The sequence below is a fragment of the Blastococcus sp. LR1 genome (assembly GCF_020166105.1).
Taxonomy (GTDB): Bacteria; Actinomycetota; Actinomycetes; order Mycobacteriales; family Geodermatophilaceae; genus Blastococcus.
The window spans coordinates 15,971-38,850 of record NZ_JAIUJY010000001.1 but is presented as its reverse complement, the minus strand read 5'-3'; the positions used below and the strand labels follow the sequence as shown (position 1 = coordinate 38,850).

Here is a 22,880-nt window from a genome sequence, read left to right as displayed (position 1 = left end):
GTCACGGGTGCATGCGCGCTCCCTTCACCACCTTGTCGACGGCGTTCTTCGGGCCGTGCAGGGCGATCCCCACCAGATCCAGGTCCGCCCCGGGGACGGCGCGGACGGCGGCGCGGTTCTCCGCGTCACCGCCGGTCGCGAACAGGTCCGCGGTGAAGACCGACGTCGGAAACCCGCGCTGGAGCGACCGCAGCCGGACCGCGGCCAGCACGTCGGCCGAGCCCGTCATCACCAGCACCGGCTGCCGGATCATCGCCAGGTACGCGGTGCCGTCGGCGTCCTCGTAGGGACGGCCGATCAGCTCCGGCACGGCGGCGGCGACCGCGCTCGACAGGAACGCGGTGACGTTCAGCTCCTGCCAGGGGAGCAGCCCCTCCCGCAGCACGACGGCGATCTTGGTCGGCCACGGCGGGCCCGGCTCGTCGGACTCCTGCGGCGGCACCTGCATCGTCTCCATGGTGCCCAGCCTGGCCCCGGACGGCCGCCCACCTCTTGTACGTTCCTGACGTGACCGGTCCGGCGGGGCGCTCGGAGGAGGTCCGCGCGTGGCGGCCCCCGGTGCCCGGGCTGGCCGAGGTGTTCCACGCCCGCTTCACCGACCACGTCTATCCGCCGCACACGCACGACACCTGGACGCTGCTGCTGGTCGACGACGGCGCCGTCCGCTACGACCTGGACCGGCACGCCCACCGCGCCGACCCGGCCGCGGTCACGCTGCTCCCGCCGGGCGTGCCGCACGACGGGCGGTCGCGGTACCCGGGAGGCTTCCGCAAGCGCGTCCTCTACCTGGACCCGGACACGCTGGGCGCGGAACGGGTGGGCGCCGCCGTCGACCGGCCCGCGTTCGCCGACCGCCTGCTGCGCACGCGCATCGACCGGCTGCACGCCGCGCTCGCGCCGCACACCGAGACGCTGGAGGCGGAGAGCCGGCTCGCGTTCGTCCTGGACCGGCTCCGGCAGCACCTGGACCGCGACGTCGTCGACGCCCCGGGGATCCGGGACGACGCACTGGCCGACCGGCTGCGCGACCTGCTGGACGCCCGGCTCGTCGAGGGTGTTTCCCTGGAGCACGCCGCGGCGGAGTTCGGCGTCCACCCCACCCATCTGGTGCGCGCGTTCGGCCGCAGGCACGGCCTGCCGCCGCACCGCTACCTGGTGGGCCGGCGGATCGACCGCGCCCGGTCACTCCTGCTCGACGGCCTGCCGCCGGCGGAGGTGGCCCTCGCCACCGGCTTCTACGACCAGGCGCACCTCACCCGGCACTTCCGGCGGCTCCTCGGGACCACGCCCGCCGCGTACGTCCGTTCGGGCTGAGGATCAGGGCGCCGGGACGACGACGGTCGCCTCGTGCGGTCCGCCGCACTCCTCGGTGCCGGCGACCTGGCGCCAGTCGAGGTCCGCCTCGACCTCGGTCAGCGCCGTCCCGTCCGGCCCGAGCACGCGGACGACGACGGAGTCCGGGGTGGTCATGTCGAGCAGGGCGGTCGCCGGCCCGCCGTCCGCGGGGTCGACCGTGGCTGCCTCGCGGTCCACCAGCACCCCGGTGTAGCAGGCCGGCTGGCACTCGATCGTCACACCGCCCTCGACCGGCGGCCAGCCCTCGGCGAACTCGACGACCAGTTCGTTGTGCCAGCCGATGTCGGTGCAGGCGGTGCCGCCGTCCACGCAGCCGGAGACGAGCGCCAGGCCGGCCAGCACGGCACCGGCCCGCATCACTCCTCGGCGGCGCGTGGCGGGGGCGCGGCGGGCGGCGTCCGGCCCCGGTAGCGACGGCGCAGCTCCTCGAGCGCTCTGCGACGGCGCTGGGCGTCCTCGGCCAGCTGACGCGCGGCGATGACCGACGCGCTCTCGGGCGTGCGGTCGTGGCGCTCGGGCATCGGCGTCTCCTTCGCATCGCCCACGCATCAGGTGGTGGGGCCGCGAAGGATGACAGGTCTCGGCAACGAACCGGTAACAATCGGTGCCGTAGCTGCTGAACATCTGCCGCTGCCCCGTCAACGCCCTTGCGGCCGGGCGCGCACGTGCATGCGCTCGCCCTGCGGGCCGAAGAGGGTGAGCCCCTCGGCCGGCTCGGGGAACGGGTTGGAGAAGGCGTGCGGCACCCGGGTGTCGAACTCGACCACCTCGCCGGCGCCGAGCACGAAGTCGCGCGGGCCGAGCAGCAGCCGGACCCGCCCGGAGAGCACGTACAGCCACTCGTAGCCGTCGTGGACCTGCTGCTCGGTGGAGTCGGTCCGCCAGCGCGGCGGCCAGACGTACTTGTAGGCCTGCAGGCCGCCGGACTGCTTCGTCAGCGGCACCATCGTGGCGCCGTCGCGCTCGATCGGACGCCCGTGCACCCGCGGATCCTCGGGAGCCGCCGCGTCGACGAGGTCGTCCAGGGCGACGCCGTGCGCCCGTGCCAGGGGCAGCAGGAGCTCCAGCGTGGGCCGGCGCTGCCCGGATTCCAGCCGGGAGAGGGTGCTCACCGAGATCCCGGTCGTCGTCGAGAGGTCGGCCAGCGTCGCGCCGCTCTCCTGGCGCAGCGCGCGCAGCCGCGGGCCCACGTTCTGCAGGACGTCGTCGTCGGTCACGCGAGCAGTTTGCCACTTCGGCAAGGCTGATTGCCAGAGTGTCTCACTCGCGCGCACAGTGGTCGGCATGGACGAGGCATACGACGTGGTGGTCATCGGAGGCGGCGCGGCGGGGCTGAGCGGAGCGCTCACTCTGTCTCGCGCACGGCGCAGCGTGCTGGTGGTGGACGCGGGCGAACCGCGCAACGCACCGGCCGGGCACGTGCACAACTACCTGGGTCGCGAGGGCACGCCGCCGGGCGAGCTGTACGCGATCGGCCGGGGCGAGGTCGAGGGTTATGGAGGAGTGGTCCGGTCCGGGCGGGTCACCGGCGTGCGTCGGGACGATGGCGGCTTCGTCCTCGACGTGGACGACGCGGAAGTGCGCGCCCGCCGGATCCTGGTGGCGACCGGCCTGACCGACGAGCTGCCCGACCTCCCCGGCGTCGTCGAGCGGTGGGGGAACACCGTGCTGCACTGCCCGTACTGCCACGGCTGGGAGGTCCGCGACCGCGCCGTCGGCATCGTGAGCACCGGCGCGATGGGCGCCTACGCCTCGCTGCTGTGGCGGCAGTGGACCGACGACGTCGTCCTCTTCGTGCACACCGGGGCCGAGCCGAGCGCCGAGGACCTCGAGCGGCTGGAGGCCCGCGGCGTCCGGATCGTGCGGGGCGAGGTCAGCGGCCTGGAGGGCGACGCCGACGTGCGCCTGGCCGACGGCGAGCTCGTGGCCCGGGACGCCGTCGTCGTCAGCCCGCTGTTCACCGCGAATGCCGGCCTGTTCGCGGGCCTCGGCCTGACCCCGGTGCCGATGGAGATGCACGGCGCCGTCATGGGCAGCCACCTGCCGGCCGACCCCATGGGGCGCACCGACGTCCCCGGCGTCTGGGTGGCCGGCAACGCCGGCGACCTGAGCGCCCAGGTGATCATGGCGGCGGCCCAGGGGCTGCGGGCGGGGGCGATGATCAACGCGGACCTGATCGAGGAGGACACCGTGCGCGCGGTGTCCGGAAAGCGGAGCGTGGCGGCATGAGCGACCACCAGCACGAGCACGGCGCGGCCCGGCAGCCCGCCGTCACGCGCGAGACCTACGACGAGCTCTACCGCTCCGCGCCGGCACTGTGGACCGGACGGCCCAATTCCCAGCTCGTCGCCGAGGCGAGCGACCTGCCACCCGGCCGGGCCCTGGACGCCGGAGCCGGCGAGGGCGGCGACGCGCTCTGGCTGGCGTCCCGGGGTTGGCAGGTCACCGCGGTCGACTTCTCGCCGGTCGCCCTGGAGCGGGGTGCGGCGAAGGCGGCCGAGCTGGAGCTGACCGCCCGGCTCGCGTGGCGGCACGAAGACCTCGACGCCTGGACGCCACCCGCGGGCTCTTTCGACCTGGTCACCGCGCACTACCTGCACGCGACCTGGTCGGACCGCTCGCGGATGTTCCAGGGGCTCGCGGCCGCCGTCGCACCGGGAGGCACCCTGCTGGTGGTCGGCCACCTGATGGGCGACGACTGGGGCCACGGTCAGCACCACGCGCACGAGCCCGGGGCCGTCTACACCGCCGAGGAGATCGCGGCCGAGCTCGCGTCCGGTGACTGGGACGTCGTCACCGAGACCCGGGAGCGGGACCGCGGGGCCGGGGAGCACACCGGCAACCACGTGCCCGACACAGTGCTCGTCGCGCGACGACGCGAGTAGGACGGCGCGGCTCAGCCGGGGCGTGGGCCGTAGCGGTCCTCCAGCACCGCCACCGACGTGCACCAGGAACCGGACGACTCGGCGCACTCCTCGGCGTAGGAGCGGCTCTCGGTCGGTCCCGGAACGCCGGTGGGATCGGGCACGCGGACGTGGACGTCGACCGACTCGACCACGTCGAAGTCGCTGAGCCAGGCGAGCCGCTCGGCCTCGTCGGCGATCTCGGCGAGGTCGCTGCCCGGTTCGACGTCCAGGCTCGCGTCGAGGTCTCCCCGGACCACCCAATTGTCCTGGTGGACGACGGAGGCGGTCACGACGCCGGGGAGTCGCAGCAGCTCCGCTTCGAGCACCGCAGCCCTCCGGTCGGCCTCCGCGGGGTCCTCGTAGCTCGACAGCTCGACCACGACCAGCACCACCCAGGTCAGGCCGGCGCCGACCACCACGAGGGGCAGCCCGATCAGGGCACGGCGCCATCGGCGTCGCCGGTCCGTGGGCTGCATCCCGGCACCGTGGCACGGGAGGCTGGCCGGAGGCCAGTGCCGCGGCGATCAGCTGCGCGGCAGGCCCAGGTCGGCCAGCGCGGCGGCGACCGCCTCGTCGCGCAGCACCTCGAGCACGAGCAGCCGGTGCACCAGCACGCCGGTGCGGGTCAGGCGGAGGTCGGCGGGGCGCAGCCGGGGGAGCGCGGCGCCACCCGGCCGGGGCTGGGCCGGCGCCGGATCGAGCAGGCCCACGCGCTGGAGGTCGGCGACGTCCTCCCGGGCGCCCCAGGCGGTCCAGCCCTGCGGGTCGTCCTCGAGCGGGGTCATCGGCAGCGGCACGCGGTCGCGCCGGCCCACGGCGGCCAGCAGCGCGAGCTGCCGCCAGCCCAGCCCCTCGGCCAGCCGCAGCGCCCGGCCGACCAGCTCGGCGTCGAGATCGGGGGAGACGGCCACCTCGGCCAGCAGGTAGCCCAGGTGCCGGACCCGGCGCTCGTCGGTGCAGCGGCGGGCGGCGGAGACGACGGCGTCCGCCAGCTCCTCGGCCACCGGCCGGCTCCCGGGACGGGGGGTGAAGAACCGGTCGGTGCGGACCGGCCGCCCGTTGCGGTGCGCGGTCGCGGCGTACTCGACGGCGAAGGCCAGCGCGGCGCCGGCCCGGACCCGCTCCCGGCCGGAGAGGTCGCAGACGTCGTCGGCCACCGTGCGCAGCACCGCGGCGAAGCGTCCGTTCACCTGCACCCGCGCCGTCGTCGGCTCGAAGACCACGGCAGCTGCCGCCTGGGACATCGATCCGGCGACCGGGCTCCCGGCCTCGATGAGGGCACGCCCGCCCGGCGTCGGATCGACGGTGGACTGGTCGACGGCTTCCTCGGCGGCGCTCACCGGGGAATCTTCGCCGGTCCGGCCGGTCGCGTGCACGCCGATGGGCGGGGGCCTCACCACAGGGGGGCAGCCGTGGTGAGCGAAACGGAACACGAGTTCTCCCGCGGGGCGACGCCGGGGAAACGGTCGCCGGTCACCGTCGTCGCCATGGCCGCACCCACCCGTCCGACGTCCGCCAGCACTTCGGCCCCGCCCGGGCCACCGGGGCGCTCCGGGCGGTGGATCGACGACTGGCGCCCGGAGGACCCGCAGTTCTGGAAGACCACCGGCAAGCAGGTCGCCCGCCGGAACCTCTTCTTCTCCGTCTTCTCCGAGCACGTCGGCTTCTCCATCTGGAGCCTGTGGTCGGTGCTCGTGCTCTTCCTGCCGGAGCCGGTGTTCGGCATCGACCCGGCCGGCAAGTTCCTGCTCACCGCGCTGCCCACCGCGCTGGGCGCCTTCGTGCGGCTGCCCTACACCTTCGCCGTCGCCCGCTTCGGCGGCCGGAACTGGACGATCGTCAGCGCCGCCCTGCTGCTGGTGCCCACCATCGCGACGGCGATCGTGCTCGAGCCCGGCGTCGACTACGGCACCCTGCTGTTCGTCGCGTGCCTGGCCGGCGTGGGCGGCGGCAACTTCGCCAGCTCGATGGCGAACATCAACGCCTTCTACCCCGACCGGCTCAAGGGCTGGGCGCTCGGCCTCAACGCCGGCGGCGGCAACCTCGGCGTCCCGGTCGTCCAGCTCGTCGGGCTGCTCGTGCTGGCCACCGCCGGCGCGACGAACCCGCGGCTGATCCTCTGGATCTACATCCCGCTCATCGTCGCCGCCGCCGTCGGCGCGGCCCTCGTCATGGACAACCTGACGATGGCGCGCAACCAGCCGCGGGCCATGCGCGAGGCGACCCGCGAGCCGCACACCTGGATCATGTCGTTCCTCTACATCGGGACCTTCGGCTCGTTCATCGGGTTCGGCTTCGCCTTCGGCCAGGTGCTGCAGAACCAGTTCACCGACTCCTTCGCGACACCGCTGGCCGCCGCCTCGCTCACCTGGCTCGGGCCGCTGCTGGGCTCGCTCATCCGCCCGTTCGGCGGGTCGCTGGCCGACCGCTTCGGCGGTGCGCTGATCACCTGCTGGAACTTTGTGGCCATGGCGGTGGGGGCCGGGATCGTGTGGGCGGCGAGCCAGCTGGAGTCGCTGCCGCTGTTCGTCGTCGGCTTCGTGGCGCTGTTCGTGCTCAGCGGCCTGGGCAACGGGTCGACCTACAAGATGATCCCGGCGATCTTCCGGTCCCAGGCGCTGACGTCCGTGGCCGAGGGCGGCGACGCGGGGGCCGCGGACCGGCGCGCGCTGCGGATGTCCGGGGCGCTCATCGGCATCGCCGGGGCGGTCGGCGCCTTCGGAGGAGTGCTGGTGAACCTGGCGTTCCGGCAGTCGTTCATGACCACCGGCACCGGCGACTCGGCCTACCTGGTGTTCATCGCCTTCTACGTCGTCTGCGTCGCGGTCACCTGGTTCGTGTACCTGCGCCCGGGTCGCCCCCTCGGCCGCGTCTGAGCCCCACCGTCCTGGCACACCCCGGGTGGCCCTGGCCCCCGGCCCCCGGTCCCCCTGCACGACTGGTGGTCAGGTCTCCTGATCGTCATTCCGTCGGCACCTGCTGCCACGATGCGGCCATGGCGATCGAGGTGCGACCGGCCCGGAACTTCCAGGACGTCGCGACGCTGCTCGGCCCCAAGCGGCCGGACGCCAATGTCTGCTGGTGCCTCAGCTACCGGATCCCCTCCAAGGAGAACCAGGCGCTGCAGGGGCCCGCGCGAGGGGAGCGCGTGCGCCAGCTCGTGCGCGAGGAGCTGCCCCCCGGCGTGCTCGCCTACGACGACGACGACGACGGCGACGTCGTCGGCTGGGCGGCGGTCCACCCGCGGGCCGACACGACCTTCGCGCGCAACCGGAAGATCCCGCGGCTCGACGACCTCGACGTGTGGTCGCTGTGGTGCGTCCGGGTGCGTCCCGGGCACCGCGGCCAGGGCATCGCACATCAGCTGGTGACGGGGGCGGTCGAGTTCGCGCGGACGCAGGGCGCGCCGGTGGTCGAGGCCTATCCCGTCGACAACGAGGGACGGAAGGTCGACCTGACGATGGCCTACGTCGGCACGCGGAAGCTCTTCGAGCGGGCCGGCTTCGAGAAGGTGGCCGACACCGACTCGGTGCTCAACGGCTTCCCGCGCATCCTGATGCGCCTGGACCTCAGACCTTGAGCCGGTAGCCGCGCTTCACGACGGTCTCGACCAGCGGTGCCCCGAGCGCCGCGCGCAGCCGGGTCACCGCCATCTCCACCGCGTGTCCGTCGCCGCCGCCGGGCAGTGCGGCGATCAGCTCCGGCCGGGCCACGACGTGCCCGGGCGTGCGGGCCAGCTCGCGGAGCACCGCCAGCGGTCCCGGTGCCAGCTCCACGAGCCGGTCGTCGACGACGACGGCGTGTCCGCGCACCTGGAGCGTGTGCGGACCGACCTGCAGGACGGGGTCGCGCTCGGGCAGCCGCGCGACGACTTCCCGGGCGAGGGCCCCGAGGCGGGACCGCTCGGGCTGGACGCTGGGGATGCCGGCCGCGTCCAGCGGGCCGGCGGTCACCTGCCCGACGGCGACGGCGAGCACCCGCTGCTGCAAGGCGGCGACCATCGCCTCCCGATGTCCGAGATCGTCCGCCACCTGCAGCAGGCTGGCGGCCGCCGGTGCGCTGGTGAAGGTCACCGCGTCGATCCCGCCCGCGATCAGGGCGGCGACCAGCCGGCGTACGGGGGCGACGTCCTCGGGCAGCACCCAGCGGTAGACCGGAACCGTCAGCACGTCGGCGCCGGCCTCCCGCAGGCCGGATACGAGGTCGGGGAGCGGGTCGCCGTGCAGCTGGACGGCGATCCGTCGCCCGGCCAGCGGACCCTCGGCACCGGAGAGCAGGTGCTCGAGGACCTCGGCGGAGGACTCGGACTCCGGGGACCAGGCGTCGACGAGCCCACCGCCCCGGATGGCACCGCGGGCCTTGGGGCCGCGGGCCAGCACGCGCGCTCCGGACAGGTGCTCGACCAGCGGGAGGTCCCAGGCGTCGCAGGCCTCGAGCCAGCCGCGGAAGCCGACGCCGGTGGTCGCGACCACCAGGTCGACGGGTGCCTCGAGGACCCGGCGGGTGGCGGCGACCAGCTCGCTGTCGTCGGAGAGCGGCACGATGCGGATGGCGGGGGCGTGGACGACCCGCGCTCCGCGCCGGTCCAGGAGTGCGCCGAGCTCCTCCGCGCGTCGTGCGGCGGTCACCGCGACGGTGTACCCGGCGAGCGGCAGCACCTCGGTCGTCTGTTCCCGGACGGTGTCGGTCACGTGTCCCCCTCGCCAGCGGTCGCCGCCCATGGTGGGCGATCGGGGTTACCGGCGTGTGTCCGGCCGCCCTCCGATCGTCTCCGAGTGAGCGGAGTCACGCCCCGCCGTCGACGACGACGTCTGCGCGCTCGCGGGTGCCGTCCGCGGCGAAGTGCGCCGCCTCGGTCTCCTGCCACCGGTGCCACTCCGGCGCCAGGTGGTCGCCGTCGCGTGCCAGTCCGCGGGCCAGTCGCAACGCCGGATCTGCCTCCACCCAGATGCGCAGGCTCGCCCACGGGTCGACGGCGCGGGAGCCGCTGCCGCACCCCTCGACCACGAGGACCCCGGGCACGGGCACGGGCACGGGGGCGGGGGAGAAGCGACCCGCCGTCCAGTCGTAGCGGGAGTAGGCCCCGTCCCGGCCGGCGGCCACGGGGCGGAGGACGCCGGCGGAGAGGCGCGCGACGGCGCCGGTGAGCGTCCACCCGGCGTAGAGGTCGTCCATGTGGACGACGGCGGTGTCGCCACCCAGCGCGCCGGCCAGCCGGGCGGCGAGCGTCGTCTTCCCCGAACCGGCCGGACCGTCGACGCAGACCAGCCGCGTGCCGCCCAGCCGCGGCGCAGCGGCCAGGACGCGATCGGCCAGGACGCGATCGGCCAGGACGCGATCGGCCAGGACCTGAGCGGCAAGGCCGGCGGGGGTCAGCGGACCGCGACGGTCCACGTCGGCACCGGTCCGCCGCTGTCCACCACCAGGCCTCGGCGGGCCAGGAGGCGCACGTGGGCGTTGGTCTCGGTCACGGCGAAGATCCGCATCCGCCGCGCGTACTGCTCCCAGGGGCGCGACCAGGTGAGGTGGGAGGCGAGGTCCCACGGAGTCGCGTGCGGATTGGCCCGGATGGCGTCGAGCAGCTCGGTGAGCCGGCGTTCGTGGTGCTCGGTGAGGGAGTCGACGCGCTCGGCCAGGCCGCGGAACCGCCACTCGTGCGCCGGCAGGACCTCGCTCGCCGGCAGGTCGCGAACGGCCTGCAGCGAGCTCAGGAAGTCACCCAGCGGGTTGCCGTCGGGCCCGGAGCTGGGGCCGCTGGAGATGTTCGGGCTGATCCGCGGCAGCACGTGGTCGCCCGCGAAGAAGAGGTCGGTCCGCTCCTCGGCGAAGCAGAGGTGGCCCGGGGTGTGCCCGGGCGTGTGGACGGCGCGCAGGTCCCAGCCGGGGAAGTCCGCGCGGTCGCCGTCCTCGAGCAGGCGGTCGGCGACGGCCATGCGGTGGAAGCCCGCCAGGTTCTCCGCGCCTCCGACGTCGCTCTGCGCCTCCTCGCGCGGGGCGCCGAGGCTCACGAGGAATTCGACCTCGAGGTCGACGGCCGCCTGGGTCTCGGTCGTGGTCAGCCGGCGGACGGCGGCGACGTCCGCCGGGTGCATCGCGATCCACGCCCCGCTGGCCTCGCGCACGCGGGCGGCCAGCCCGAGGTGGTCGAAGTGCAGATGGGTGACCAGGACGCCGCGGAGGTCGGTGATCCCGCCGCCGATGGAGGCCAGGCCCTCGGTGAGCGCCTGCCAGCCCGCCTCGCTCTCCCAGCCGGTGTCGATCAGCCCGAGGCCACCGCCGTCGAGGGCGAAGGCGTAGGTGCTGACGTAGCGCAGCGGGTTGTGCGGGATCGGCACCGGGATCGACCAGAGGCCGGGCCGCACCTGCTCCACCGGAGGGAGGGTGCGGGCCTCCCAGGCCTCGTGCTGCGCCGTGCCGGTGATCTCCACGACACGGCACTCTGCCAGTCGGTGTTCCGCGCCCGGCTGGGAGAATGGCCTCGTGTCCTCTCTCCAGGCTCCCGTGTCGGTGTCGATCGTCCCGCGTCGGCTGCGTCAGGCGCTGGCCCTGCTGGCCGTGATCGTCGTCGTCGTGATGGGGCTGGTCGCGCTCTCGCTGCCCTCGACGACGAACACGGTCGTGGAGTACGGCCTGCTCGATCAGATCGCCATCGCCGGGCTCGGCCTGGTGCTCGCCGGGGGCGTGCTGTTCTTCGGCCGTTCCCGGGTGGACGCCGACGCCGACGGGGTGCGGATCCGCAACATCCTCGTCCACCACGAGCTGCGATGGACGGCGGTTCGTGCCGTGCGCTTCGACCGGAAGTCCTACTGGGGCTCGCTCCTGCTGGAGAACGGGGACGAGGTCTCGCTGCTGGCTCTGCAGTCGTTCGACGGCGAGACCTCCGTGCGCGGGGTGGAGGCGCTGCGCGTCCTGCACGCCGCGGCCCGCGCGAAGGACCCGGTCCGCCCCCCGCTGCTCTACGACGACTGAGCGAGGGGGGAATGACCGGCGCGGGGGCAGACGCTGTAGAGTGAACGGGTCTCCGCTCTTCCAGGGAGACACGCGAACCATCCGGCGGCCCTCGGGCCGCCGAACCGAAGAGGAGCCCGCTCCCACCTGACGCCCCCTGGGCGCCCAGGTCCCGGATCGCGAGAACCGGCCACGTGCCGGTGATCGCGTACGCACGGACCCCGAAAGGGACGTGTGCCACCGGCGAGTGGGCCCCGTGAGCAGATGCTCGCGGGGCCTTACGTCTGTCGGCGCCCGGGTGGGCCAGCGACTCCTCCCACGCAGCAGCAGAGGAGAGGCCATCACCGAGCCCCGCATCAACGACCGTATCCGGGTCCCCGAGGTCCGCCTCGTGGGTCCCGAGGGCGAGCAGGTCGGCATCGTGTCGATCGGCGAAGCGCTGCGCCTGGCCCAGGACTCCGAGCTCGACCTCGTCGAGGTCGCTCCCATGGCCCGGCCGCCCGTCGCCAAGCTCATGGACTACGGGAAGTTCAAGTACGAGGCCGCCCAGAAGGCGCGTGAGTCGCGGCGCAACCAGGCGCTCACGGTCATCAAGGAGATGCGGCTCCGTCTCAAGATCGACCCGCACGACTACGAGACCAAGAAGGGCCACGTCGAGCGCTTCCTCAAGGGCGGCGACAAGGTCAAGATCACCGTGATGTTCCGTGGCCGCGAGCAGTCGCGCCCGGAGATGGGCTACCGCCTGCTGCAGCGGCTGGCCGCCGACGTGACCGAACTGGGCGTCGTCGAGTCCAACCCGAAGCAGGACGGTCGCAACATGGTCATGGTGATCGCTCCGCACAAGAACGCGCAGGCGCTGCAGCAGCAGGCGCAGGCCGCTGCGCAGTCCGCCCAGGCGCAGGCCGCTGCGCAGTCCGCCAAGGCCCGTGCGGAGAACGACGAGAAGCCCGAGGAGCAGGCGCCCACCGCCTGAGCACCACCTCCTGCAGGGCCCACGACTTACGACAGACGAACAGGACGAGGGACATGCCGAAGCAGAAGACCCACAAGGGCACCGCCAAGCGCGTGCGCGTGACGGGTTCCGGGAAGCTCGTTCGCGAGCACACCAACAACCAGCACAAGTTCGAGGTGAAGTCCTCGGGCCGCAAGCGCCGCGTGAGCGGGATCGGCGTTCTGTCCAAGGCCGACGCGCCGCGGATGAAGAAGCTGCTCGGTCTCTGACCGCCCTTTACTGACGAGAAGACAGGAGCTCTCACGTGGCACGCGTGAAGCGGGCGGTCAACGCCCAGAAGAAGCGTCGTAGCGTTCTCGAGCAGGCCAGCGGTTACCGCGGCCAGCGCTCGCGGCTCTACCGCAAGGCCAAGGAGCAGATCCTCCACTCCGCGACCTACAACTACCGCGACCGCAAGGCGCGCAAGGGTGACTTCCGCAAGCTGTGGATCACCCGCATCAACGCTGCGGCTCGCCTGAACGACATGACCTACAACCGGTTCATGCAGGGCCTCAAGCTGGCCGACATCGAGCTGGACCGTCGTGTCCTGGCCGAGCTGGCCGTCAACGAGCCGGCTGCCTTCGCCGTGCTCGTCGAGTCCGCCCGGGCCGCGCTCGCCGCGAACCCGCAGGCGACCGGTCAGGCCGCCTGACCCTGAAGCACTGACGACGCCGTCGGTGACCGGCCCTACGGGGTCGGCGCCGGCGGCGTCGTCGTCTGTTCACCCCCGTCGAGGAGAGAAGTGCCGTGAGCGAGCTGCTGACCGAGCGGTCCGGCCGGATCGCCGCCGCGCGCAAGCTGACCCGCCGCGCGGGCCGGGACGCCGCCGGGCTCTTCCTCGCCGAGGGGCGCCAGGCGGTGGTCGAGGCGCTGGCGCAGCCCGGCGGCGTCCGCGAGGTCTTCGCCACCGAGGCCGCCGCCACCGCTCACCGCGACCTGCTCGCGGCCACGACCGTCCCGGTCCGGCTGGTCACCGAGAAGGCGGCCGCCGGGCTGTCGGAGACCGTCACCCCGCAGGGGCTCGTCGCCGTCTGCGAGCTGCGGGACGTCCCGGCCGCGGATCTCGTCGCCGCGCCGCCACGGCTCTCCGTCGCCCTCGCCGAGCTCGCCGACCCGGGCAACGCCGGCACCGTCCTGCGGACGGCGGACGCCTGCGGCGCCGGGGCCGTCGTCTTCGGAGCCGGCTCGGCCGATCCCTACGGCGGCAAGGCGGTGCGCTCCAGCGCCGGGAGCCTGTTCCACGTCGACGTCGTCCGAGGGGCTCCGCTGGAGGAACTCCTGCCCGCGCTCCGGACGTCGGGGGTCACCGTGCTCGCCGCCGACGGCGGGGGAGAGGCCTCCCTCGACCAGCTGGGCGCGCAGCTCGCGGGCCCGGTGCTGTGGCTGTTCGGCAACGAGGCCCGCGGAGTGCCCGCCGAGCTGGCCGCCCTCGCCGACGCCCGGGTCCGCATCCCGATGCGCGGGCGGGCGGAGAGCCTCAACCTGGCCGCCGCTGCGGCGATCTGCCTCTACGCCACCCAGCTCGCCCAGGGCTGACGACGACGGTCCGCCCGGTCCCCGGGTGGAATCACGGCGTGCCGTACGCCGTCGACCACCCGGGTGACGGACCGTAGAGGTCCTCCGGAACGGGCGCCGGCCGGTCGGTGTCGCCCACTGGGTCGTCGGGCGACCCGGCCCGGACGGAAGGATGGGAGTCATCGGCGGGCTTTCCAGTCGCCGATCACGTGCTGTAGCGGAAGGCAGTCATTACCGTGGAACACATGCAACGGGTCGTCGACACGTCAGGGGTGGCGCCGCCGTCGCCGGCTCCGGACGGGCGGCGTTCGCGCTGGACCGAGCACCGGCGCGCCCGCCGCGAGGACCTGGTCGGGGCCGCCGTGGAGGCGGTGCGGCTGGTGGGCCCGGACTTCTCCGTGGACGACGTGGCGCGCAGCGCCGGTGTCTCCAAGACCGTCATCTACCGCTACTTCAGCGACAAGGACGAGCTCATCGACGCCGTCCTCGAGCGCATCTCGCAGGCCATCCTGCTGCCGCGGCTGCTCGGCGAGCTCGCGGTGGAGCGGGCCGACGACCGGGCCTCGCTCAGTGCTGTGATCGCCGCCTTCGTCGCCCTGATCGAGGACGAGCCGGCCCTGTACCGGTTCGCCTACGCCCAGACCGGCCGGACCGGCCGAGCCGACCTGGTCGCCGCCACCGAGCACGCCGTGGCCGGGGCGCTCGGGGGACTCATCAGCGAACGGCTCATCGCAGCCGGGCGCTCCGCTGACGGCGCGATGACGTGGGCCTACGGCGTCGTCGGCATGGTGCAGCTGGCCGCGCACTGGTGGTCGGCGGCCCGGACGGTGTCGGCCGCCGAACTGGTCGATCAGCTGACCGCCCTGGCCGACGGTGGTCTGGGCACGCTGCTCCCGCCGCGGAGCTGACGGACGTCGGCCGCTGACTCAGCGCGCCGACGTGCGTCCGGTGGTGCCGTCGGCGACGGCGAGCAACCCGGCGACGTCGTCCGCATTGTGCGGGAAGCATGCGGTGCCCACCGTCACCGCGAGCACCGCCGGCGTGCCGTCGACCACGACCGGCGCGTGCGCCGCCGCGGTGAGCTGGTCGACCACCCGCTCGGTCTCCTCGCCGGCGTCCGTGCGCGCGAGTCCGGGCAGCAGCACGACGAACGAATCGCGGGTCCACCGGGCGACCAGGTCGCCGCGGCGCAGGCGCCCGCGCAGCCGCTCGGCGGTGGAGCGCATGAGCGTCTCGGCGGCGGCCGGCCCGAACTCGCACTCGAGCTGGGCGTGCCCCTGGACGGCGAGGGCGATCACGCCCACCGAGTCGCCGGTCGCCCGGGCGTTCCACAGCGCGGTCTCCACCTGCTGCTGCAGGTGGGCCCGCGTGGGGAGGCCGGTGAGCGGGTCGGTGACCGCGAGCTCCTCGATCTGGGCCAGGTAGCTGAGCCCGCGGTCCCGCTCCCGCTGCAGGGCACGCTCGGCCTCGACCCGGGCCGTGACGTCGACCTGGACGCCGATGTACTGGATGACGGCGCCGGACTCGTCGGTGACCGGCGCCAGGTGCAGCTCGTTGAACCACGGCGTCTTCTCGGGACCGCGCACGTTGAGCAGGACCTCCCGGCACTCCTCGCCGGCGGCGACGGCATCGCGGATCCGGCCGAGCGCAGCCGGATCGGTGTCGGCGCCCTGCATGAACCGGCAGTTGCGGCCGAGCAGCTCCTCGCGGGGCAGTCCCGCGAGCCGCTCGAAGGCGGCGTTGACGTAGACCAGCGGCTGGTCGGGGAGGCGGACGTCGACGAGGCACACGCCCGACGGCGTGGCGTCCAGCGCGCGGCGGACGAGCACGTTGTCCCCGAGCAGCTCGGCCACGTAGGGGTCCACGGGCGCAGTCGCGGTCGCCGGGCGGGCGACCGGGACGTGCGGCGTGCTCGGTGCCCCGGGGGCGACCCGGTCCAGCAGGCTGCGCGCGGCCCGGACGGAGACGTCGCGGTCGTAGGTGAGGGCGTACTCGAACTGGCGCTCGAGGTCCGGACCGGTCGTGCCGAGGTCGCGGGCCAGCAGCGCCACGCTGAAGTGCGGGGCGAGGACCACGACGTCCCACTCACCGCGCACCGGATCGCCGGGGGCGAGGTCGGCTCCGCGCAGCCCCGGCAGCGGCTCGACCGGCAGCCCTTCGCCCAGCGCGCACACGAAGCCGGTGCGCTCGACGAGGTCGCGGTAGCGCTGGGTGGTCGAGGGGGTGAAGTGCCGGGCCTCCTGGAAGGTGGCCGCCACGACGCATGTCTCGCCGAGCCGCATGGCCTCCCGTTCCAGCTGCTTGCTCAGCTCGATCAGCAGGCTCTTGGGCGCCCGGCGCAGCGTCGTCCCCTCGGGCAGGCAGGAGAACGGCGAGCCCGCGGGGCCGCCGGCGTCACGATGCACCGGCAGGGGCAGGGCCCCCGCCGGGCGGTCGGTGGACGGCACGTCCGACGGGCGGCCGAACAGCCAGCCCTGGCCGAGCGTGGCGCCGAGGGCGTGCGCCATCGCCAGGTGCCGGTCGTCCTCGATGCCCTCGGCGAGCACGGCGGCGCCGGTGGCCTGCGCGTAGGCGTTGACCGCGTTCATGATCTGGGCGATGGCGGGGCCGGGGCGCTCCTGCACCAGCCGCAGGTCGAGCTTCACCACGTCGGGGCGCAGCAGCGGCATGAACGCCAGCGACATCGGATCTGCGCCGACGTCGTCCAGCGCGATGCCCCAGCCGAGCTCGCGGACGCGGGCGACCGTGCGCAGCAGCTCGGCCGGACGGGCCGCGATGGCCCGCTCGGTGATCTCCATGACCACGCGCAGCCTGCCCGGGGCTGCCTCGGCGATGGCCAGCAGCTCCTCGAGCGGCGCGGTGTCGAGCACCTCGGGCTCGACGTTGACGAACAGCGCCAGCGGTGCGGCGATGCCGTGCCGGGTGGCGCCCTCGAAGGCGGCGACGCGGCAGGCGCTGTCCAGCTCGGCCAGCCGGCCGGCGGCGCGGGCGGCAGCGAAGAGGTGGTCGGGGCGCTGCAGCGGCCCCTCCGGTCCGCGGGCGAGCGCCTCGTGCGCGACCACGAAGCCGGTGTCGAGCTCGACGATGGGCTGGAACACGCTGCGCACACCGCCGGGGCGCAGGGCCTCGTCGAGGGCCGCGGCGAGGGCAGCGTCAGGGTTCGGGCGCACAGGGTCCACGAATCGCCCATCGGCCGCCGGGCGGGCGGACCGAAGCCGACCCGGGCCGGCACCCCCCGAAGGGGGAGGTCAGCCGGGCAGCGTGATGAGCACGACCGCGGCGGCCGCCGTCATCAACCCGGCCAGCTGGGCGGGGACGAGGCGCTCGCGCAGGACCAGCTGGGCGAGCAGCACGGTGCTGACGGGATAGAGCGAGGACAGGACGCCGGTGATGGCGAGCGGCCCGCCGGTCTGGGTCGCCAGCAGGAACAGTGCGTTCGCCGCCATGTCGCCGACGCCGGAGACGACGATGAGCGGCAGCGCCGCGCGGGTCGGGCGCACCGACCGGCGTCCGGAGAGCGCGACGAGCAGCACGAGCGTGATCGAGGCGGTCCGGGCGGCGACCAGGGGCGTGAGGCCGGCGTCCTCCGCCGTCCGGTCCAGGAGCACGAAGAAGAGTCCGAACGCGAGGCCGGCACCCAACGCGGGCAGCAGGCTGCCGGGCCGGGCGGCCCGGAGCGCCCGGACCCCGCCCTCGGCGGACACGAGGACGACGGCGACCAGGGCCAGGACGATGCCGACGGCCGCCCACGGCCCGATCCGGTCACCGCCCAGCAGACCCACGAACACCGGCACCGCGGCGGCGGTGACAGCGGTGACGGGGGCGATGACGCTCATGACGCCGGTTGCCAGGGCGCGGAAGAAGACCAGCAGGCCGGTGGAGCCCGCGAGGCCGGCGGCCGCGCCCCAGGCGACGTCGGCGGTCGTCACCGGGCCGCCGAGCCAGGGGAGCAGCGCCACCAGGGCGATCAGCCCGGCCAGCTGGGAGAGGGCGACGACGGCGAAGACCGAGGCCTTCCGGCTGGCCAGGCCGCCCAGGAAGTCCGACGCCCCGTAGACGACCGCCGACGACAGCGCCAGCACGACCGCCACGCGCACCTCCACTGATGACGTTGCGAATGATCAGCTCACCTGATCATCACGGGTCCCACCTCACCGTCGACCGTGAGCCAGGACCCCGAGCGGTGAGGTAGGACGCCGGATCTGCGACCCGCGGCATCCTCGCAGCGGAACCCAGGCGCGGGCCGGGCGGGTCGACGGGCAGAATGGCCTCCCGTGTCTGGCGCCAACGATCCGTACGACCCGAAGCAGGTCGCCGCGCTCTCCCAGGAGTCCCTGGAGGGAGCGCTCACCCTCGGCGTCGCGGCCTTCTCGAACGCCGCCGACCTGGAGCAGCTCGCCGCCGTCCGGCCCGATCACCTCGGTGACCGTGCGCCGCTGCTGCTGGCCCGCCGCGAGCTGGGTGCGCTGCCCCCGGCGGCGCGGTCCGACGCCGGCAAGCGCCTCAACAGCGTGCTCGGCGACCTCAAGCGGGCCTACGCCGAGCGGCTGACCCAACTGGAGGCCGAGCGCGACGCCCGGGTCCTGGCCGAGGAGCGGGTCGACGTCACCCTGCCCTGGGACCGGACGCCCCGCGGCGCCCGGCACCCGCTGACCACGCTCACCGACCGCATCGCCGACATCTTCGTGGGCATGGGCTACGAGGTCGCCGACGGCCCGGAGCTCGAGGCGGAGTGGCTGAACTTCGACGCGCTCAACATCGGCCCCGACCACCCGTCGCGCTCGATGATGGACACCTTCTTCGTCGCCCCCGAGGATTCCGGCCTGGTCTTGCGCACGCACACCAGCCCGGTCCAGGCGCGCACCATGCTCGACCGGCAGCCACCGATCTACGTCGTCGCCCCGGGGCGCGTCTACCGGACCGACGAGCTCGACGCGACGCACCTGCCGGTCTTCCACCAGGTCGAGGGCCTGGCGATCGACAAGGGCCTGACGATGGCCCACCTGCGCGGCACCTTGGACCACCTGGCCCGTCAGCTGTTCGGTCCGGACGCCCGCACCCGCTGGCGGCCGCACTTCTTCCCGTTCACCGAGCCGTCGGCCGAGTTCGACGTCTGGTTCCCCGAGCACCGCGACGGCCCGCAGTGGGTGGAGTGGGGCGGCTGCGGGATGGTCAACCCGCGGGTCCTGCGCGCCTGTGGCATCGACGCCGACCAGTACTCGGGCTTCGCCTTCGGCATGGGCATCGAGCGGGCCCTGCAGTTCCGCTCGGCCGTGTCCGACATGCACGACATCGCGGAGGCGGACATCCGCTTCACCAAGGCTTTCGGAGTTGAGCAGTGAAGGTCCCCGTCAGCTGGCTCGCCGAGCTGGTCGACCTCCCGGCCGGCATCACGGTCGAGGAGCTCGACACCGCCTTCGTGCGGCTCGGCTTCGAGGTCGAGGAGATCGTCCGCCCGCCGGCCACCACCGGCCCGCTCGTCGTCGGCAAGGTCCTGGAGATCGAGGAGCTGACCGGCTTCAAGAAGCCGATCCGCTACTGCCAGGTCGAGGTCGGTGAATCAGCGCCGCGCGGCATCGTCTGCGGCGCCCGCAACTTCGCCGTCGGCGACCTCGTGGTGGCCGCGCTGCCCGGCGCCGTCCTGCCGGGCGACTTCGCCATCGCCGCGCGGACGACCTACGACCACGTCTCCGACGGGATGATCTGCTCGGTCCGCGAGCTCGGCATCGGCGAGGACCACGCCGGCATCCTGGTGCTGGGGCAGGAGGGCTTCGAGCCTGGCGCCCCCGCCGCCGACGTCCTGGGTCTCGACGACGTCGTCTTCGACCTCGACGTCACCCCGGACCGTGGCTACGCCATGTCGATGCGCGGCATCGCCCGCGACCTGGCCGGCGTCCTCGGCGTCTCCTGGCGTGACCCGGCCGACCTGCCGCTGCCGGACTGGTCCGGCGCCCCGGCGTGGGAGGTCGCCGTCGCCGACCCCGAGCGCTGCGACCGTTTCTCCCTCCTCGCGCTGGAAGGTCTCGACCCGGCCGCGCCCAGCCCGTGGGCGCTGCGGCAGCGGCTCGCCCAGTGCGGCGTGCGCAGCATCTCGCTGGCCGTCGACGTCACCAACTACGTGATGCTCGAGCTCGGGCAGCCGATGCACGCCTTCGACCGCGACACCGTGCGCGGGCCGATCACCGTGCGCACCGCGACGGCCGGGGAGCGGCTCACCACCCTGGACGGCGTCGACCGCGCGCTGACCGACGACGACCTGCTCATCACCGACGAGTCCGGCCCGATCGGCATGGCCGGTGTCATGGGTGGCGCGTCGACCGAGATCGGCAGCACCTCGGACGGCAGGGCCACCACCGCCGTGCTGCTCGAGGCCGCGCACTGGGAGCCGGCCGGCATCTCCCGCGGGGTGCGCCGCCACCGGCTGCCCAGCGAGGCCGGCAAGCGCTTCGAGCGCGGCACCGACCCCGAGGTGACCGTGGTCGCGCTCGCCCGCGCGGCCGGCCTGCTGGTCGAGCACGGCGGCGCCCGCGTCGTCGGTGCGCCGGTCGACGTCGACACCCGCGAGTCCGGCTACGGCATCGCGCTGGACGTGTCGCTGCCTGCTCGCATCGCCGGCGTGCCCTATGCCCGTGCGCAGGTCGTCGAGGCGCTGGAGGCCATTGGTGCGACCGTCGACGGTGACGGCGACACCGTGCGCGTCACCCCGCCGTCCTGGCGCGGCGACCTGCTGGAGCCGGCCGACCTCGTCGAGGAGGTCGTGCGCTTCCGCGGCTTCGACGAGATCCCCTCGATCCTGCCGACCGCGCCTCCCGGTGGCGGGCTCACCGAGCGGCAGCGTCGCCGGCGCAGCATCGGCCGCGCGCTGGCCGATGCCGGGTACGTCGAGGCCCCGGCGTTCCCCTTCATCGGGACGCCGCAGCTCGACGCGCTCGGGCTGCCCGAGGACGACGACCGCCGCCGGGTCAACACCGTGCGCAACCCGCTGTCGGAGGAGGCCCCGGCGCTGCGGACGACGCTCCTGCCCGGCCTGCTCGCCTCGCTGGCCCGCAATCTCGCCCGCGGTCAGCGCGACGTGGCGCTGTTCGAGCACGGCAGCGTCTTCCCCGGGGGCGAGCGGACGACGGCGCCCCTGCCCGGCGTCGACCGCCGCCCCGACGACACCACCCTCGCCGCACTGCTGGGCGCAGTCCCGGCTCAGCCGTGGCACGTGGCCGTGGCGCTCACCGGCCAGCGCGAGCCGCGCGGCTGGTGGGGGCCGGGTCGGCCGGCGGAGTGGGCCGACGCGATCCAGGCCGCCCGCGTGGTGGCCGAGGCCGCCGGTGCCGAGCTGACCGTGCGGGCAGGGGAGCGGGCGCCGTGGCACCCGGGCCGCTGCGCCGAGCTGCTGGTCGGCGACCGGGTCGTCGGGTACGCCGGCGAGCTGCACCCCAAGGTCTGCGAGAGCCTCGGCCTGCCGCCGCGCACGTCGGTGATGGAGCTCGACGGCGACGCCTTCCCGGTGCCGACCGTGCCGCAGGCGCCGCCGATCTCCACCTTCCCGCCGGTGCTGTTCGACCTCGCGTTCGTGGTCGCCGGCGACCAGTCGGCCGCCGAGTTCGAGGCGACCGTGCGGGAGGCCGCCGGGGAGCTCCTCGAGTCGCTGCGCCTGTTCGACGTCTACACCGGGCCCTCACTGCCAGAGCACTCGAAGTCGCTCGCCTACGCGGTCACCCTGCGCGCGCCCGACCGGACGCTCAGCGGCGAGGAGGCCGCCGAGGTGCGCGAGCGCGTCATCGCGGCCGCGCGCGAGCAGGGAGCCGAGCTCCGTGGCTGACCTCAATGGGGTCGCGCTGGTCACCGGCGCGTCCACGGGGATCGGCCGGCACCTGGTCGAGGGGCTGGCGGCGCGCGGGATGGCGGTGGCCGGCCTCGCCCGGACCGCCGACCGGCTGCAGACGGCGATGGACGAGGTCGCCGCGGCCACCGGGGCCCGCACCCTGGCCGTCGCCGCCGACGTCACCGACCGCGCGTCGGTGGAGGTCGCCGTCGCCGAGGTCGTCGAGAAGCTCGGTCAGGTGGATCTGCTGGTCAACAACGCCGGGCTGATCGACGAGTTCGAGGTGCCCGTCTGGGAGGCCGACGCCGACCAGTGGTGGGACGTCGTCTCCAGCCACATCCGGGGCGCGCAGCTGACCATCCGGAACGTCGTGCCGTGGATGGTGCTGCGCAACCGCGGCCGGGTCGTCAACATCGCCAGCGGCATGAGCACGCGGGCCGTCCCTGAGTACTCGGCGTACTCGGTGGCGAAGACGGGCCTCATGCGGCTGACCGAGTCGCTGGCCACCGCGCTGGAGGGGTCGGACGTCCGGGCCTTCGACGTGGCGCCCGGCGTCGTCAACACCCCCATGACGCGGTCGATGCACATGTGGCAGGGCTTCACCGACTGGACGCCGCCGGAGGCGGTGGTCGAGATCGTCGCGGCGATCGCCGCCGGCGAGCTCGACCACTGGTCGGGCCGCTTCGTGCGGGCCGGCAAGGACGACCTCGACGTGCTGCGCTCCACCACGCCCGAGGACGCCGCCCGGCAGCTCCGCCTGCGCCCCTACGGCGACGCCGACCCGCTGGCCTGAGCCCGGACCGCCTCGGCGGTCTGCTCGTCGGCGGGGGAGGAACGCCTCGACGCTGACCTCGGCCGCGGTCAGGTCCACCGCCGTGCCGAAGGTCGTCACGGTCGAGAGGAACGACAGCTCGGCGTCCCCGGCCCGGATCCGCAACGGGACGGCGATGCCGTCCCGCGGACACGGATCCGCGCCGCCGGGCAGCAGGGACAGCTCGCGATGCAGGGCGGCCAGTCCGGGATCGCCGGAGGGCCGGACCTCGCGCCCGAGCCGCTGGAGCACGTGCGTGCGCCACTGGGCGAGGTTGCGGATCCGGGGCGCCATGCCATCGGGGTGCAGGGGCAACCGCAGGATGTTGACCGGCGGCTCCAGCAGTCGCGGGTGCACGCCGTCGGTGAGGAGCGGGAGGCCCCGGTTGCCGGCGACCAGGTTCCAGCCGCGGCCGACCACCACGGCGGGGAACGGCTCGTAGGCGGCCAGCACGGTGTCGATGGCGCGCCGGACGGCGTCCATGTCCGAGGCGGTGAGTCCCCGTCGCCCGTGGACCGGGGCGTAGCCGGCCGCGAC

The 22,880-nt window shown here is 74.2% G+C and carries 25 protein-coding genes and 1 pseudogene; 14 read left to right on the top strand and 12 right to left on the bottom strand.

Annotation, left to right across the window (positions count from 1 at the left end):
• Position 1: 1 nt before the first annotated feature.
• Complete coding sequence (locus tag LBW97_RS00210) at positions 2–457, bottom strand: DUF2000 domain-containing protein (RefSeq protein WP_224497391.1); 456 nt, start codon at positions 455–457, stop codon at positions 2–4.
• A gap of 50 nt (positions 458–507) precedes the next feature.
• Between LBW97_RS00210 and LBW97_RS00205 the strand changes: the two genes are divergently transcribed.
• Positions 508–1,314: an AraC family transcriptional regulator gene (locus LBW97_RS00205; protein ID WP_224497390.1), complete on the top strand. Its 807-nt coding sequence runs from the start codon at positions 508–510 to the stop codon at positions 1,312–1,314.
• Between the two features lie 3 nt (positions 1,315–1,317).
• Here LBW97_RS00205 and LBW97_RS00200 read toward each other — a convergent pair whose 3' ends face one another.
• The 3 genes from LBW97_RS00200 to LBW97_RS00190 all read right to left on the bottom strand — a co-directional run bounded on the left by LBW97_RS00200 (position 1,318) and on the right by LBW97_RS00190 (position 2,573).
• A complete protein-coding gene (locus tag LBW97_RS00200) occupies positions 1,318–1,713 on the bottom strand; it encodes a hypothetical protein (RefSeq protein ID WP_224497389.1) in 396 nt (131 codons plus the stop codon).
• Positions 1,713–1,877, bottom strand: a complete 165-nt coding sequence (locus LBW97_RS00195) for a hypothetical protein (protein ID WP_224497388.1) — start codon at positions 1,875–1,877, stop codon at positions 1,713–1,715. Before LBW97_RS00195 ends, LBW97_RS00200 begins: the two co-directional genes overlap by 1 nt.
• A 117-nt stretch (positions 1,878–1,994) precedes the next feature.
• On the bottom strand, positions 1,995–2,573 hold the full coding sequence (locus tag LBW97_RS00190; protein ID WP_224497387.1) for a helix-turn-helix domain-containing protein: 579 nt from the start codon (positions 2,571–2,573) through the stop codon (positions 1,995–1,997).
• A gap of 67 nt (positions 2,574–2,640) precedes the next feature.
• On the opposite strand from LBW97_RS00190, the gene LBW97_RS00185 reads away from it, so the two are divergent.
• Complete coding sequence (locus LBW97_RS00185) at positions 2,641–3,585, top strand: NAD(P)/FAD-dependent oxidoreductase (RefSeq protein WP_224497386.1); 945 nt, start codon at positions 2,641–2,643, stop codon at positions 3,583–3,585.
• A complete protein-coding gene (locus tag LBW97_RS00180) occupies positions 3,582–4,241 on the top strand; it encodes a bifunctional 2-polyprenyl-6-hydroxyphenol methylase/3-demethylubiquinol 3-O-methyltransferase UbiG (RefSeq protein WP_224497385.1) in 660 nt (219 codons plus the stop codon). Before LBW97_RS00185 ends, LBW97_RS00180 begins: the two co-directional genes overlap by 4 nt.
• A gap of 11 nt (positions 4,242–4,252) precedes the next feature.
• On the opposite strand, the gene LBW97_RS00175 is transcribed toward LBW97_RS00180, so the two are convergent.
• Complete coding sequence (locus tag LBW97_RS00175; protein ID WP_224497384.1) at positions 4,253–4,738, bottom strand: hypothetical protein; 486 nt, start codon at positions 4,736–4,738, stop codon at positions 4,253–4,255.
• 48 nt (positions 4,739–4,786) lie between these two features.
• Positions 4,787–5,602 carry a hypothetical protein gene (locus LBW97_RS00170; RefSeq protein ID WP_224497383.1) on the bottom strand — a complete coding sequence of 272 codons (816 nt, stop codon included), beginning with the start codon at positions 5,600–5,602 and terminating at the stop codon, positions 4,787–4,789.
• Positions 5,603–5,749: 147 nt separating this feature from the next.
• Between LBW97_RS00170 and LBW97_RS00165 the strand changes: the two genes are divergently transcribed.
• Complete coding sequence (locus LBW97_RS00165) at positions 5,750–7,138, top strand: MFS transporter (RefSeq protein WP_224497382.1); 1,389 nt, start codon at positions 5,750–5,752, stop codon at positions 7,136–7,138.
• A gap of 119 nt (positions 7,139–7,257) precedes the next feature.
• Positions 7,258–7,842, top strand: coding sequence for an N-acetyltransferase (locus tag LBW97_RS00160; protein WP_224497381.1), 585 nt, complete (start codon positions 7,258–7,260; stop codon positions 7,840–7,842).
• Here the strand turns inward: LBW97_RS00160 and LBW97_RS00155 are convergent.
• The 3 genes from LBW97_RS00155 to LBW97_RS00145 all read right to left on the bottom strand — a co-directional run bounded on the left by LBW97_RS00155 (position 7,832) and on the right by LBW97_RS00145 (position 10,690).
• Positions 7,832–8,953 carry a uroporphyrinogen-III synthase gene (locus LBW97_RS00155; protein WP_224497380.1) on the bottom strand — a complete coding sequence of 374 codons (1,122 nt, stop codon included), beginning with the start codon at positions 8,951–8,953 and terminating at the stop codon, positions 7,832–7,834. The genes LBW97_RS00160 and LBW97_RS00155 overlap by 11 nt on opposite strands.
• 94 nt (positions 8,954–9,047) lie before the next feature.
• A complete protein-coding gene (locus tag LBW97_RS00150; RefSeq protein WP_224497379.1) occupies positions 9,048–9,656 on the bottom strand; it encodes a uridine kinase in 609 nt (202 codons plus the stop codon).
• Positions 9,635–10,690 (bottom strand): MBL fold metallo-hydrolase, encoded by a 1,056-nt coding sequence (locus LBW97_RS00145; RefSeq protein WP_224497378.1) that lies wholly within the window; start codon positions 10,688–10,690, stop codon positions 9,635–9,637. The genes LBW97_RS00150 and LBW97_RS00145 overlap by 22 nt, the downstream gene beginning before the upstream one ends.
• Before the next feature lie 52 nt (positions 10,691–10,742).
• Here LBW97_RS00145 and LBW97_RS00140 point away from each other — a divergent pair, with 52 nt between their 5' ends.
• From LBW97_RS00140 to LBW97_RS00115, 6 genes are all read left to right on the top strand, one after another.
• Positions 10,743–11,231, top strand: a complete 489-nt coding sequence (locus LBW97_RS00140) for a PH domain-containing protein (protein ID WP_224497377.1) — start codon at positions 10,743–10,745, stop codon at positions 11,229–11,231.
• A 226-nt stretch (positions 11,232–11,457) separates the two neighbouring features.
• A complete protein-coding gene (infC, locus tag LBW97_RS00135; RefSeq protein ID WP_308010381.1) occupies positions 11,458–12,183 on the top strand; it encodes a translation initiation factor IF-3 in 726 nt (241 codons plus the stop codon).
• A 53-nt stretch (positions 12,184–12,236) separates the two neighbouring features.
• Positions 12,237–12,431: a 50S ribosomal protein L35 gene (rpmI, locus tag LBW97_RS00130; protein WP_104525481.1), complete on the top strand. Its 195-nt coding sequence runs from the start codon at positions 12,237–12,239 to the stop codon at positions 12,429–12,431.
• Positions 12,432–12,466: 35 nt separating this feature from the next.
• On the top strand, positions 12,467–12,853 hold the full coding sequence (gene rplT / locus LBW97_RS00125; RefSeq protein WP_224497375.1) for a 50S ribosomal protein L20: 387 nt from the start codon (positions 12,467–12,469) through the stop codon (positions 12,851–12,853).
• A gap of 95 nt (positions 12,854–12,948) precedes the next feature.
• Complete coding sequence (locus LBW97_RS00120; RefSeq protein ID WP_224497374.1) at positions 12,949–13,737, top strand: RNA methyltransferase; 789 nt, start codon at positions 12,949–12,951, stop codon at positions 13,735–13,737.
• A 224-nt stretch (positions 13,738–13,961) separates the two neighbouring features.
• The gene (locus tag LBW97_RS00115) at positions 13,962–14,624 is read left to right on the top strand and encodes a TetR/AcrR family transcriptional regulator (RefSeq protein ID WP_224497373.1); all 663 of its coding nucleotides are present in this window, start codon (positions 13,962–13,964) and stop codon (positions 14,622–14,624) included.
• Between the two features lie 18 nt (positions 14,625–14,642).
• Here LBW97_RS00115 and LBW97_RS00110 read toward each other — a convergent pair whose 3' ends face one another.
• Positions 14,643–16,895, bottom strand: a complete 2,253-nt coding sequence (locus LBW97_RS00110; RefSeq protein ID WP_224497372.1) for an EAL domain-containing protein — start codon at positions 16,893–16,895, stop codon at positions 14,643–14,645.
• 69 nt (positions 16,896–16,964) lie between these two features.
• Positions 16,965–17,807, bottom strand: coding sequence for a DMT family transporter (locus tag LBW97_RS00105; RefSeq protein ID WP_224497371.1), 843 nt, complete (start codon positions 17,805–17,807; stop codon positions 16,965–16,967).
• A gap of 183 nt (positions 17,808–17,990) precedes the next feature.
• Between LBW97_RS00105 and pheS the strand changes: the two genes are divergently transcribed.
• The 3 genes from pheS to LBW97_RS00090 are packed head-to-tail and all read left to right on the top strand — an operon-like array spanning position 17,991 to position 22,325.
• Positions 17,991–19,058 (top strand): phenylalanine--tRNA ligase subunit alpha, encoded by a 1,068-nt coding sequence (pheS, locus tag LBW97_RS00100; protein ID WP_224497370.1) that lies wholly within the window; start codon positions 17,991–17,993, stop codon positions 19,056–19,058.
• The gene (gene pheT, locus LBW97_RS00095; RefSeq protein ID WP_224497369.1) at positions 19,055–21,529 is read left to right on the top strand and encodes a phenylalanine--tRNA ligase subunit beta; all 2,475 of its coding nucleotides are present in this window, start codon (positions 19,055–19,057) and stop codon (positions 21,527–21,529) included. The genes pheS and pheT overlap by 4 nt, the downstream gene beginning before the upstream one ends.
• Entirely contained in the window at positions 21,522–22,325 is an 804-nt protein-coding gene (locus LBW97_RS00090) for an SDR family oxidoreductase (protein ID WP_224497368.1), read from the top strand. Before pheT ends, LBW97_RS00090 begins: the two co-directional genes overlap by 8 nt.
• Before the next feature lie 81 nt (positions 22,326–22,406).
• On the opposite strand, the pseudogene LBW97_RS20550 reads toward LBW97_RS00090, so the two are convergent.
• Positions 22,407–22,826, bottom strand: a pseudogene (locus LBW97_RS20550) (transcriptional regulator); the annotation flags it as partial.
• Positions 22,827–22,880 lie beyond the last annotated feature (54 nt).